The following is a 12581-nucleotide window of genomic DNA, read 5'->3' as shown; positions in this document are numbered from 1 at the left end:
CCCCCTGGATCGTGCTAATTCGCTTGCGAGCGGCAGATTGAACCAGAAACAATGCTAATTGGCACAATCATTGCAGTCACATTATTGGTTCTTGTGGCCAAGTGTGATGCGGCGAATCCTAACCACTTTTCGGATCTACCGGATCGGCTACTGAATTCCGAATGGCAGGTACTGATCTGCTACCAATCGAACCGAGCAGGGGTCCATTGATTGCTTCCATAAACCAGCGAAACCCGCAAAGGCAAATCCCTCATCCCGATCGAGATTCGGTGTTGATCGTGGACGATACACGTTCGATTCAGTTTTTGCTGAAGCAGTACCTTCGAGACAGCTTCAAACGGATCGAAGTGGCTAACAACGGGCAGGAGGCGGTCGAGAAGGTTTTTGATCCGGAACGAATCGAGCATCCCTACGATTTGATTTTGATGGACCTGCAGATGCCGGTTCTATCGGGCTACGATGCGATCGCCATCATTCGCGAGGCGGAAATCGAAACGCCGATCATCGCTGTCACCGCTGCCGATACCAACAACGGTCGCTGCCAAGGACTGGACTGTAATTGCCTGGTCGCAAAACCGATCGATCGGACTCACTTCTTGATGTGCGTCCGTAACCTCACGCAGACTTAGAGACGGTTCGCCTTGTTATGCCGATGGCAGCACGAGTGGCGGTGCTTCCATCAATTCGACTTGAATGTCTTCTAGTTCTAAATCGCGAAGGTCTTCTGGACTACCGCGACGTTCTTTTGGGACATCGTCAATCTGTGGGCGGCCATCCTGCAGTTCATCCGTGGGGCCATCGACATCATCGAGTGACGGGCCTTTCGGCTCGAACGGTTTCGGAGAATCCGTTTCGGTATTGACCGGCTCTCCTGCGACGCGAACCCCAGCGGGATCGAAGACGCTTCCCACCCTGCCATGGTCTCGATCGGTACGCTCCCAGGCACCTCCGTAGGTCGTGTAGGAATCCAGGTCTGGGCTAGCGCAAATCCGGCAACCAGAGCAAACCACGGCTACGAGAGCCAATAGGAGATAGCGATCACGAGTGAAGACAGAGCGGACGGCCATCATAAGAGGATCTCACAGCGGACAAAGGAATGGGACACCGCCCAAGCGGTGTACGGTTTGTATCGGTTATCCCATCCTGGCGGTTTAGAGAAAGTTTTCCGTTTTTCCCGCCTGAAACGAATTTTCACCCTGAATTATTTTTTTTGTTCTCAAGAATTGAACTTCACGAACCGGGGCATACCTGCGAAGGTAACCAAGCGTCAGGAGGACGCGTGCCGAGGAGCTGCCGGTCGATCGCTTTCGCTAGCATCAAGACTGTCCCGTCGAAGACCGTTTTTCCTAAGCACCTATTTCTCGAATTGTGATCATCTGCCAGGAGAACGCTAGAATGGATTTATTCGCGGTTGCAGAGGGCATGAATACGTTGGGCTTTCCGTTGTTGGCCATCCTTGCGATGTTTGCCAGCAAATTGTCGGTTGGGCCAGCGACTCGACTAACCGACCGATTTTTCATCTTCGCTTTTGCCTTGCAAACGATTTTGACAGCTCGAACCGTCGTGAATTGCGATCATACTTGGTTGCTGCACATGTTTACGGTGATGATCCTGATCGTCGGCTCCGTCATTATTCCATCACTCCGTGACAACGTCGCCGACCCCGTTTAGAGCCCTCTTATTAGGTTCCGCAGCAATCGTCATTCGATTCGGCAGAATGTCTCACTGAGCGAGCGAATCGCGGACGCTTCCTCCGATTTCGAAAACCAGTTGTGTCGACGCAAACCTCCCCACCCGATCGGTCCCCGTCACTCCTACGTCGTTGGATCTATCGGATCGCTATTTTTTATGGCGGAGCGATGCTCATGCTAGTCGCCTTTGAAACGAAGCTGGTCTATCCCAGCCCCGACCCAAGTTCAGCGGACTGGTCCCCCAAACATCTAGCATTCGAAGACGTCACGTTCGATTCCAGCGACGGGACCGCTCTTCATGGTTGGTACTTCCCCCACGGGGAACCCGAACGAACCATTCTGTTCTTTCACGGAAATGCCGAAGACGTTTCCGACCTGGGGAACGAAATGTCCAGCCTAAGGTCAGAATTCAATGCGAACGTCTTCGTATTTGACTATCGCGGATACGGCAAAAGCGAAGGGAGCCCGACAGAAATCGGAGTTCTTCAAGACGGGGTTGCTGCGCAGCGCTGGCTTGCCGAGCGAGCTGGAATTCCCGCCGATCAAATCGTCCTTTACGGTCGTTCGCTAGGAGGAGGCGTTGCCGTCGCAAACGCCGCAACGGAAGGGGCCTCGGCTCTGATCCTAGACCGGACGTTTCATTCGATGGTCGACGTTGCAGCGGGAATGTACCCGATCTTCCCGATCCGTTGGCTGATGCGAAATCGCTACCCATCCCACGAACGGATCACCGTCTACAGCGGTCCGCTGCTTCAGTTGCACGGAACGGCCGACGAAATCCTTCCGTTCGAATCGGGCGAAAAACTGTTTGCAGCCAGTCGTTCGAAAGAGAAGACATTCCTGCGGATCGAGGGACTGACGCACAATGTCCCCCCACCACCCGATCTTTACAGTGGCATGCATCGTCTGTTTCAGACGCTCTAAATTGCCAGCCGGTCAGCGTTTCGATTCGGATCGCGCACGCTCAATCGGCAAGCGCTCAATCGGCAAGCGCTCAATCGGCAAACGCTCAATCGGCAAACGCTCAATCGGCAGGCTTGGGAAGGCAGAGCGAGGATCCTACGAGCGTTCGACATCGGCCCAGTCGACTCGGAATTTTGTCTCGCATTTCGGACACGCAGCGGTCCTTCCGAGCAACGATCCACGAACCCGCAGTCTCTTACCGCACTTGGTACAGGTAACCCGCAGGGTCATCGGCTGTTCCAGCAACTTCTGCAACTCGCGATCCGATAACCCCGGAACCACAATGTCCTCGGGGCTCAGTTCCGTCAACAGTTTTTCAGTCAGCGGAACCACGCTTGCGATTCGATCGGCCAACCGCCGGACGCAATCCTCAAAGGTGTTCCGAGCCAACCGACCATTTCCAAAATGCCGGTCCCGTTCACGATGCAATTCGTCCAACCCCACCAATAGCCGCCGGCGGCTTTGTGCAGGCAGTCGGTACTGGTTGGCATCGCACAAGATCCCAAAGATTCGGCCCAAATCGGCGGGTCCGTAATCATCAAATTTCAGTCGATGATTGATCCTTGATGAAAGCCCCGGATTGGTCCGGATCATCTGATCCATTTCATCCGGATATCCCGCCACGATCACAACCAATCGATCTCGATCATCTTCCATTCGCTTAAGCAGCGTCTGAATGGCTTCGCGTCCGAACGCGTCGTCGCCTGAAGCGTCGACCAAACTGTAGGCTTCATCGATAAAGAGCACACCATCCCGAGCGGAATCGCAAAGTTTGTTGGTTTTTACAGCGGTCTGACCAGCGTACTCGGCAACCAAACCACTTCGGTCGGTTTCGACCAAATGCCCTTTCGCTAGAACTCCCATCGCAGACAGTATCTGCCCCACAATTCGAGCGACCGTGGTCTTGCCGGTTCCGGGATTCCCGACAAAAGACATGTGCAGGCTGATCGGCATCGTCGACAACCCCGCCTGCTCCCGTTGTTTTTGCAGGCGAAGAAAATTGGCCAGCGAATCGAGTCTCGCTTTAACATCTTCCAGCCCAATCAATTTTTGCAGCTCAGCCAAGGCATCGGCCAAACGCTGTTCCGCAGTCTTTTCATCCACGTCGCTTTGACGGTCTACCGCATCGGCGGAAGTAAGCGTCGCTGCCGGTTCAACGGCGGCTTGCTTGACCGAATTGACGGCCTGCGTCCGGCTCCCACCCGCCGGCCTTTGCTGGACCGTATTACTTTCCAGCGGAGCGGTTTCATCAATCGATTCGGGGCGTAGCGCCAGATCGATTTCTTGTTGAAGCGTATGCAGGGTGATCGTTTCTTCCGGAGAGGTCAAACCATCACATTTGGCAACCAGGTTCGCCAACCGCATGACAATGGTTTCGACATGGGCACGCGCATCGCGGAGGGGTGGGTACTGCACAAACGGCTGCACCAACGATTCCCAGTGAAGTTTGTCGGCTTGTTCCAGCAGATTCTCGGCCGCATCGCGAAGATCTTTGCCGGTCAGCTTCTGGTCCCAAAGGTGTTCGATCAGGACCGACCCAACATATTTTTCCGTCCGGCTCCAACGCCCATCACTGCGGACAACCGTGGTGTAAACCTTGACCAATAAGCCTCGATGAAGGTCATCCATCATGGGGACCAAGGCTTGCGGGGGGACCAAGCAGAGATGCGGATGGCGCCGTGCCAACTGCTTCGCACTGTTGACGTACAACTTGCGACAATCGCGTAGCACGCGAAACAATTGAGCCGTTAGATCGTTGTCGTCCAGCATACCCAGGTTATCAGAATTCAGCGGAATGGAACGAAGCCCGTAAACCCTTACGACTCCGTTTCGAATGCCCCCCCACTCTACAAGATGGGACTCCCTATCGCGACGACCCGAAACCGACAGCGCATAAAAAAACCGTCCGCCACAGTTATTCACCGTGACGGCCGGTTTTAATAATATCCTTCAATCGTCGGCGGCAAGAACAGAGCCGCTGGGAGAATGGCGTAAGCTTCGGCGTACTTCTGTACAAGCCTTTCAATAGCTTAAGCCAGCCCGAAAATTGGTCCCTCTGCCGGTGATTGATCGAAGGAAATATGAACTGGACTAGCCAGCTCATGTCATCATTTTAAGTCCACTCTCGTAGACAGCAAGTAGTTCGTCAAATTACGGAGCTCCAGACCAAGGTTTCTCATGAAAAAGAAGAAATAGTGCTATGCTGGACACCCGTGCAACTCTCGTTTTTAACGCTATCCGAACAAAAACATGCCTAAGAATCTTCTGCTAGCCGGAATCCCAGCCGAAAATCCAACTCTCTTCCGTGTTGTCGGAATTACCGCAGGTGACCCAGCGGCTTGGATCTCAATCGACGGGGAAACAACCCTTATTATTCGAGACATCGAAGCGGAGCGTGCTCGATTGACTGGAAAGTGCCAGATCGTCCACTCGCCTGCTGATTTCACTCCGGCAGGTGGGCTGGACGCCGACCGTGCAACAGCCACGGCACAGGCGGTCGCTGAGTTCCTTGTCCGTGAAGGGGTCAAGGAAATCACCGTCGATCGCTCCCTTCCGTTCCTGTTCGCTTGGCAGCTGATGGAGCGTGATATTCGAATCGAATACGATGCCGATTTAGGGGTCCTGGAACGGAGGGTTAAATCCCTTCACGAAATCGATAACCTACGGAACGCTCAAAAAGTTACCGAAGAGGGAATCCGTTACCTCTGCGAACTGATCGCACACTGCGAAGTCGATTCCGAAGATCAACTGATGCATGCCGGCGAAATTCTGACAAGCGAAAAAGCTCGAGCCTTAGCAGCCCGCTTTTTCCTTGATCGTAATTTCAGCATGGGGCACGGAGCCATTGTGGCAACCGCTCCCGAAGTCGCCGACTGCCACCACAGCGGTACAGGCCCTCTGCGATCGGGGGTTCCGATCATCGTCGATCTTTACCCTCGCGACGATTCGACGCGTTACTGGGGCGATTGCACTCGCACGGTCGTCCACGGAACTCCGTCGGATACCGTATTGGCGATGCATGCAGCGGTCTGCGAAGCCAAAGCCGCAGGGATTGCGATGCTCTCCCCAGGGAACACTGCAGCCGAAGTCCACCAAGCGGTCATTGAGGTGCAACAGCGACACGGTTTCAAACTGTCCCGTGGAAAAGTCAGCGACGAACCAACGATCCAGCACGGCACCGGACACGGTATCGGTCTGGAAGTCCACGAACCGATCCTTCTGGACGATGGTGGTGGACGGCTGCTGGAACGGGAAGTCTTCACGGTCGAACCTGGACTGTACGGTCGCCGCGATGGCGCCGTCCGGCTGGAAGATATGGTCGTGGTCGCTGCCGACGGGCCTTTGAACCTGAATCATCTGCCAACCGGTCTGGACTGGACCTAAGCGTTTTCAGCAGACCTTAAGGGCCGTAGGGTGAACCGATACTCGATCGCCAAGAAGTTGCGATTCGGAGCGGCTTTCTCTTACGCGTCCCCAGGCCGTTCTCGCTCAAATCCTTAGCAAATTCCACTTGCCTGGAATTTGCTGGAGAGGGAAGCCAGCGTGAATGGACTTTGCGATTCGGGGCTCGGCACGAACGCCTGCTGCGAGCGTAACGATTGTGTTCCGCCACCTTCAGTCCGCGTCATTCAGGGCTTCGCGGTTCCGCTACAATTGCATTCGCTCCTCCAAGGTACGCGGCCCCTATTTTCGTATCGAAAGACCAAACCCTTCACGTGTACGTATTTGAAAATCCAGTCCTGCAGCGTGAATTGTTGGTCAATTTACGGACTCGACGCGCCTTCTTGTTGATGGCCGTTTATCAATTGCTGCTGGCGGTCGTCGTCCTGATCGCTTGGCCGACGGAGGACCGTCTGGACCTTACAGGGAACCCTCGGTCGGCAAGAAAACTGGTCGATCTGTTTTTCCTTGGGCAATACGTGATCGCGTCGTTGATGGCTCCAAGTTTTGCAGCCGGAGCCATTAGCGGAGAAAAAGAACGCCGCACCTATGAGATGCTGCTTGCCAGCCCTCTGCGTCCCGGAGCAATTGTGCTGGGGAAAATGGTCGCTGCCCTAACGCACCTGGGGATGCTGATCCTCGCTTCTTTACCGATCATCGTGCTCTGCTTGCCGCTGGGAGGGATCAGTGTTTACGAAGTGGCCGCGGCTTACGTTGGCTTGATCGTTTCGGTGATCCTGTTTGGAGCGATTGGAATTGCGGCGAGCAGTTACTTCAAACGGACCAGTGCGTCGCTAGCGGTCAGTTATCTGGTTGTCCTGGCACTTGTTCTGGCAGGCGTGTTGTTCTGGAAATCCCTGGAAGGGAACGCAGAGCTGCGTCTGAAGTTAACCATGCTGGTGGTCCCTGCTTACGGATTAACAGCCGTGCTGCTGCTGTGTAGCAATGCGGCGGCAAGAATGCTTTATCCGCCCGATGTTGGCAGTGAAGGCAAAGAGGTCGTCGACCTTCAAGACGAAGCCGATCGAGCGGTGGGACTGGTCATTCAGCGAGACCAGTTCCCCGATCGTTTATTTGCTCCTCCCAAAAAACAACAGTTGATGGCCGATGGGGCGAATCCAGTTTACGACAAAGAAATCCATAGCGAAATTTTTAGCCAAGGGACGTTGATGCTGCGGCTGGTTATCCAAATCAGCATGCTTCTGGCGATCCCGCTGATGGCTTGGCTGCTGTTTGCCCAGTCCGCACTGTGCGCTTGGTATGTCGTTTACGTGTTGGTCTTTAATATCCTGATCGGCCCTGTATTCCTTGCGGGCAGCATGACCAGTGAGCGGGAACGGGAAACCCTCGATCTGCTGCTAACGACCACGATCACCCCTTGGCAAATCCTTTGGGGAAAACTGATCGTCGGCTTCCGCGTCTCCGCTGTATTGACAAGTTTTCTTCTTTGGCCTCTGTTCCTAGGAGGGCTACTGGTTTCCGATTTTTGGAGCAATTGGATCGCCTTGGCAACGATGCTGTTGATTGTCATCGCTACCTGCATCAGCAACGCGATCATTGCGATGTTCTGCAGTGTTTTTTCCCGCAAGAGCTCCATCAGCCTGATGACGACGTACGCTCTGCTTTTGATTCTGTACGCCGCTCCGGTTGCACTGACGATGCTATTTCAAATCTTAGAGTTTTCGCCTGTCGCCATCGGGCGGTCGCAGGTTCTAGGAATTGCCAGCCCCTTCAACGCGGTCTTTGCCATCCCGCTAAATGCCCAATTGACCAGCGACAAATTGCAGCCGGCGAACATCGGCAACGTCTACCTGGTACTGGGATATTTCGTCAGTACCATCGTGCTAAATGCGTTACTAATGGGCGGGATCGTGTGGCGGCTGGCGGCTCGAGTACGCTTTGGCGAATAGTCAGCGTCCGAGTGAACGCCCGCCTGCTTCTCGGTGGGCACGTCAATGCCGCCTACTTTCTTAGCGGAACGGCGCGAGCCGTCCGGCCCAGTCGCATAGAAGACACGATGTATTTGCCGAACGGCTTGCGCCGTTCCGCTAAGAAATTCGCCCGTAGATGGCATTGGGCCAAGCCTTCTGGCAAGCGCATAGAAGACACGATGCATTTGCCGGACGGCTTGCGCCGTTCCGCTAAGAAATTCGCCCGTGGATGGCATTGGGGCCAAGCCGTCTGGCAAGCACATAGAAGACACGGTGTATTTGCCGGACGGCTTGCGCCGTTCCGCTAAGAAAGTCGCCCGTAGATAGCATTGGGGCCATGCCGGCTGGCAATCGCATAGAAGACACGGTGTATTTGCCGGACGGCTTGCGCCGTTCCGCTAAGAAAATCGCCCGTAGATGGCATTGGGCCAAGCCGTCTGGCAAGCACATAGAAGACACGGTGTATTTGCCGGACGGCTTGCGCCGTTCCGCTAAGAAAGTCGCGCGTAGATGGCATTGGGCCAAGCCTTCTGGCAAGCACATAGAAGACACGATGCATTTGCCGGACGGCTCGCGCCGTTCCGCTAAGAAATTCGCCCGTAGAGGGGATTGGGTCTTCACCCTCGCGGAATTAGCAGAGAAAGTCTTTTCTTAGCCGCGCCAGATACTGCTGCAGGGGTCGCGGGTTTCCTCGTTCATCCAGCAGACCGCTGTACGGAAAAATATGCGGCCGCGAATCATCCCAGCCTTCCCAGATAATTCCATGGACAAAATTCTTTGCCAACAGAGTCCGGATAAACCCACCCGCTAAGCGGAGTTGGTTCTTTTCGGGAATGGCCGGCGGCGGGGATCCCAGCAACACGTCCGTTGGGCGAAGTGCTCCGGCGTCGATTCCACTATTTGCGGCAACCGTTAATTGACACATCAGTGGCAGGCCTAACACTGCCCAGCGGTCAACCAATTGGCTGAAATCCAAGTTGGTCCGTGGGAGCGTTCCGATCTGCTCGTAATTCATTCGCAGTTCCAGTCCGATCCCGGCCAACCCCAATCCGGCTCGCACCAGTGCGTCCGCACAATGCAGTGGCGAGATACCTTCACGCTCACGGCTTAAGTATTCACCGAAGGGTTGGTCAAAAGCGACAATCACGGGAGTCCGTGGATCGACACGGCGAACGGTTTGGACCACCGCGACGGCTAACCGCATCACTTGGTCTTCGCTTAAACGGATGGGGCCTTTGGTATTTAACCCCGCCGCACAATTCCATAAATGGACTCGGCCGACATATCGCCGAACGGCCTGCTCGGCAAAGCGGCAGACAGCATCGATCAAACCATCGAAATTGTCTTCAAAAAGGTAAAGCCAATGCGGGAGCAATTTATCTTGGAAATCAAACAGAGGACCTGCGATCACGCGCAGCCCATGCTTCTCCGCCCAGGCAAACATTTTATCGACCGCATCGAAATCCAATCGCCCGGCGTCGGTTTCGACATCGGCCCAAGAAAGCCGAACGGCGACCGTGTTGCAGGTTTCCACATACATCTGGGTCTGTGCTTCGGTCGGCGGCTGTGCCGGCTGCATCGACACCCCCAGCAGCGTCCCCAATTGCCCCTCATGGTCTCGCCGGAACGCGAGGGCCTGGGCTGCGTAGGATTCCAGTAAATCAGCAGAGGCGGCCTCCAGATGCCGAATCGCCTTCATCGCATCTTCCCCCGCGGCGGCAGGATTAGCGATCCGCTGGGCGGCATCCAGGAAGAAAGAGGTTCCCTGAGCCAATAAATCTTTAAAATTTTCGGACATCCTCAGGCCCGACCGTTCCCAGACATCGGCTTGAGTACGGACCCGATAACAGGAGCCGCGAGCCAATTCGAGGGCCAAATTGTAGGGTCCGTCGCCGGGACGCAGGCTGCAGGTCGTCAAGGTCACCGGGCCATAGCCCGGGATATTCCAAGGAACCGAAAGTTTAGCGGATTCATCGGCGCGACGAGAAATCGTCATCCGCCCATCGGCAAAGCGTGTTTCTCCCTCCGACGGAATACTCTCGATTCCGGTTAGGTACGCGTATTTCCAGAGAGACCGCTCTTCTCCGAAAGCCCCCTGTTCGAGCAGTAATTCGGGAATGTCGAAATGGAATTGGCCCATAATTTGAGGCAGCCAGACCGTCCGAAAAGGCGAGTAGGAGTATCGGGCAGCGCAAGCTGCGTAGTTAAGGAACCGTCAGAATTTAACGGGCAATGCAGTTTCGTTCAATTCATGTGAAAAATCGTCACTAGTGGGGGCAGGCAAAAACCGGACTCTGTGGATAAACTGTGTACGTATCTGAATTCCTGATTTATTGTCGCCAAATCCCATGCCAGATTCCGTGACCGCACCTAGCAAATCTTCGGCCCCCTCTTCTGACGTGAATTCCCTTCCAGCGGGGGAAGACGCAGCAGACTCATCCGTCCCTAAAAAGCGAGGTGTCCCCGAAGGCCTTTGGATCAAATGCCCCGGGTGCGGAGCTTCACTGTATCGCAAAGAAGTGCAACGGCGGCGAAACGTTTGCCCGAACTGTGAATATCATTTCTACGTCTCGGCTCGCGAACGGATCACCCAAGTGCTCGATGACGGCACGTTTGAACCATGCGACGAAGAACTATCGCCGACCGATCCGTTGGAATTTTCCGATCGTAAGCGTTATGCCGACCGTCTGGTTTCGGAACAAAAACGGACCGGATTGACCGACGCAGTGATTACCGGGACCGGAATGATCCGGGCACGTCGTGTTGCATTTGCAGTTACCGATTCGGCATTTATCATGGGGAGCATGGGCTCGGTCGTCGGCGAACGTTTAACCCGACTGATCGAACGTGCTACCGATCAGAACCTGCCACTTATCATCGTTAGCGGCTCGGGCGGTGGAGCCCGAATGCATGAAGGGATCCTGTCGCTGATGCAAATGGCAAAGGTCTCCGCTGCATTAGCACGCTATGACAAAGCCGGTGGTTTATTTATCAGCGTCCTGACCAATCCAACGATGGGTGGTGTCGCCGCCAGTTTTGCGTCTCTGGGAGACCTGGTGGTTGCCGAGCCCAAGGCGTTGATCGGGTTCGCTGGCCCCCGCACGATTAAAGCGACGATTGGAATCGAACTTCCCGAAGGATTCCAAACCAGCGAATTCCTCATGGAACATGGCTACATCGATCGAATTGTGACCCGGGAACGACTTAAAAGCGAAATTGCTCAAGCGATCGACTACTGCGGGAAATAATCATGGGGATTTTCGATTCACTAAAAGGTCTCCTCAAAGGATCCAAGGATCCGGCGAGCGAGGACGCAAGCCAATCGGCAAAGTCGTCGAAAAATCCTAAAAATGCGAAAGCTCCCAAAACTCCCAAAAAGCCAGCCAAAAAAGGGACCGCCCCCAATCGGACCAAGTGCGATGTCGAACTCCGCTTCGAACGCCTGCGGTCGTCGGTCTCCGGAACGATGGGGAATTTTTTCTTAGCTCATGACCGACAGCTGGACCGAAAAGTCGGCGTCAAGATTTGCGACCCGGAAAAGGTCGATCTGTTTGAAGCTCGATTTAAAGGGCTTAAAAAACCGACCGAGGGTGAAATTGCCATGCAAATGGATCATCCTCTGGTCATGGAAACGCTTGAGCATGGTGAAACGACGCGAGGTGAACGCTACCTCGTGATGGAATACATCGCCGGCCCCAACCTCCAGCAAGTGGTCCAGTCCGCGGATGCTAATCTGGTTGCGGGAAAACGAATCAATCTGATTCGCCAAATGGCCCAGGCAATCCAGTACGTTCACCGAAAAGAATTCATTCACCGAGACATCTGCCCGCGAAACTTTATCTGCCTGCCAGACCTGGTAGGGCTAAAGCTGATCGATTTTGGGCTGACCGTACCGGCAACCCCTCCGTTTATGGCTCCGGGAAATCGAACGGGAACCCCGATTTATATGTCGCCCGAAATTGTCCGCCGGCGTCCCACGGACAAACGAGTCGACATCTTTTCGTTTGGTGTTTCAGCCTACTGCCTGCTGACGTTTGAATTTCCTTGGAATATCGTCGAAACCACAGGGCGTGCGGCACTGCAGCACGACACGCTGCCACCGATCGATATCTTTGAACGCTACCCCGATTTGCAGCCGCGAATCGGACGGGCCATCATGTCCTGCCTGGCCCCCAAGCCAGAAGACCGGACACCCTCGATGGACAAATTTCTGCAGCAGATCAGCGGCATCGACCAGGAAACCGCTCAAGCCGAATGATCCGCCAGCCCGATTTCGTGTTGACCAGGGCAGCGAACGGCAGACGCACGCAAAACCGCTTGCCCCGGGGCTAACGCTGAATGCCACCGGCTTTCGCGTCTGTGGGTGGTTTTTCTATGCGGTTGCCGGACGGCTCGCGCCGTTCCGCTAAGAAATTCGCCCGTAGACGCCAAAGTAGAGGGCACGGGGCCAAGCCTTCTGGCAATCGCAAAGAAGACACAATGAACTTGCCGGACGGCTCGCGCCGTTCCGCTAAGAAATTCGCCCGCAGACGCCAAAGCAGAGGGCACGGGGCCA

At 54.9% G+C, this 12581-nt stretch carries 10 protein-coding genes; 7 read left to right on the top strand and 3 right to left on the bottom strand.

The window, feature by feature from the left end; all coding sequences use genetic code 11:
• Positions 1 to 206: 206 nt before the first annotated feature.
• Positions 207 to 629: a response regulator gene (locus tag FF011L_RS09325; RefSeq protein ID WP_218933099.1), complete on the top strand. Its 423-nt coding sequence runs from the start codon at positions 207 to 209 to the stop codon at positions 627 to 629.
• Positions 630 to 644: 15 nt separating this feature from the next.
• Here FF011L_RS09325 and FF011L_RS09320 read toward each other — a convergent pair whose 3' ends face one another.
• Positions 645 to 1067, bottom strand: a complete 423-nt coding sequence (locus FF011L_RS09320) for a hypothetical protein (protein WP_145351428.1) — start codon at positions 1065 to 1067, stop codon at positions 645 to 647.
• A gap of 328 nt (positions 1068 to 1395) precedes the next feature.
• On the opposite strand from FF011L_RS09320, the gene FF011L_RS09315 reads away from it, so the two are divergent.
• Both FF011L_RS09315 and FF011L_RS09310 read left to right on the top strand, forming a co-directional pair.
• Positions 1396 to 1671 carry a hypothetical protein gene (locus FF011L_RS09315; RefSeq protein WP_145351427.1) on the top strand — a complete coding sequence of 92 codons (276 nt, stop codon included), beginning with the start codon at positions 1396 to 1398 and terminating at the stop codon, positions 1669 to 1671.
• Positions 1672 to 1865: 194 nt separating this feature from the next.
• Positions 1866 to 2615, top strand: coding sequence for an alpha/beta hydrolase (locus FF011L_RS09310; RefSeq protein WP_218933098.1), 750 nt, complete (start codon positions 1866 to 1868; stop codon positions 2613 to 2615).
• Between the two features lie 135 nt (positions 2616 to 2750).
• Here the strand turns inward: FF011L_RS09310 and FF011L_RS09305 are convergent, their stop codons facing one another.
• On the bottom strand, positions 2751 to 4424 hold the full coding sequence (locus FF011L_RS09305) for an AAA family ATPase (protein ID WP_145351425.1): 1674 nt from the start codon (positions 4422 to 4424) through the stop codon (positions 2751 to 2753).
• Positions 4425 to 4904: 480 nt separating this feature from the next.
• On the opposite strand from FF011L_RS09305, the gene FF011L_RS09300 reads away from it, so the two are divergent.
• Both FF011L_RS09300 and FF011L_RS09295 read left to right on the top strand, forming a co-directional pair.
• Positions 4905 to 6038: a M24 family metallopeptidase gene (locus FF011L_RS09300; protein WP_145351424.1), complete on the top strand. Its 1134-nt coding sequence runs from the start codon at positions 4905 to 4907 to the stop codon at positions 6036 to 6038.
• A 332-nt stretch (positions 6039 to 6370) separates the two neighbouring features.
• Positions 6371 to 8005 (top strand): ABC transporter permease subunit, encoded by a 1635-nt coding sequence (locus FF011L_RS09295; RefSeq protein ID WP_145351423.1) that lies wholly within the window; start codon positions 6371 to 6373, stop codon positions 8003 to 8005.
• 652 nt (positions 8006 to 8657) lie between these two features.
• Here FF011L_RS09295 and FF011L_RS09290 read toward each other — a convergent pair.
• Positions 8658 to 10166, bottom strand: a complete 1509-nt coding sequence (locus FF011L_RS09290; protein ID WP_145351422.1) for a glycoside hydrolase family 10 — start codon at positions 10164 to 10166, stop codon at positions 8658 to 8660.
• A 208-nt stretch (positions 10167 to 10374) separates the two neighbouring features.
• On the opposite strand from FF011L_RS09290, the gene accD reads away from it, so the two are divergent.
• Both accD and FF011L_RS09280 read left to right on the top strand, forming a co-directional pair.
• Complete coding sequence (accD, locus tag FF011L_RS09285) at positions 10375 to 11274, top strand: acetyl-CoA carboxylase, carboxyltransferase subunit beta (RefSeq protein WP_145351421.1); 900 nt, start codon at positions 10375 to 10377, stop codon at positions 11272 to 11274.
• A gap of 2 nt (positions 11275 to 11276) precedes the next feature.
• Positions 11277 to 12284, top strand: a complete 1008-nt coding sequence (locus tag FF011L_RS09280) for a serine/threonine protein kinase (RefSeq protein WP_145351420.1) — start codon at positions 11277 to 11279, stop codon at positions 12282 to 12284.
• Positions 12285 to 12581 lie beyond the last annotated feature (297 nt).

Source organism: Roseimaritima multifibrata (genome assembly GCF_007741495.1).
GTDB classification, from domain to species: domain Bacteria; phylum Planctomycetota; class Planctomycetia; order Pirellulales; family Pirellulaceae; genus Roseimaritima; species Roseimaritima multifibrata.
Note: the sequence above shows the minus strand (reverse complement) of the source record. Positions and strands in the feature narration are given on the sequence as shown.

Coding starts and splice junctions, on each gene's coding strand:
- FF011L_RS09320 (WP_145351428.1), bottom strand. CDS start 1,067: ATGGCCGTCCGCTCTGTCTTCACTCGTGATCGCTATCTCCTATTGGCT.
- FF011L_RS09315 (WP_145351427.1), top strand. CDS start 1,396: ATGGATTTATTCGCGGTTGCAGAGGGCATGAATACGTTGGGCTTTCCG.
- FF011L_RS09310 (WP_218933098.1), top strand. CDS start 1,866: ATGCTAGTCGCCTTTGAAACGAAGCTGGTCTATCCCAGCCCCGACCCA.
- FF011L_RS09305 (WP_145351425.1), bottom strand. CDS start 4,424: ATGCTGGACGACAACGATCTAACGGCTCAATTGTTTCGCGTGCTACGC.
- FF011L_RS09300 (WP_145351424.1), top strand. CDS start 4,905: ATGCCTAAGAATCTTCTGCTAGCCGGAATCCCAGCCGAAAATCCAACT.
- FF011L_RS09290 (WP_145351422.1), bottom strand. CDS start 10,166: ATGGGCCAATTCCATTTCGACATTCCCGAATTACTGCTCGAACAGGGG.
- accD (WP_145351421.1), top strand. CDS start 10,375: ATGCCAGATTCCGTGACCGCACCTAGCAAATCTTCGGCCCCCTCTTCT.
- FF011L_RS09280 (WP_145351420.1), top strand. CDS start 11,277: ATGGGGATTTTCGATTCACTAAAAGGTCTCCTCAAAGGATCCAAGGAT.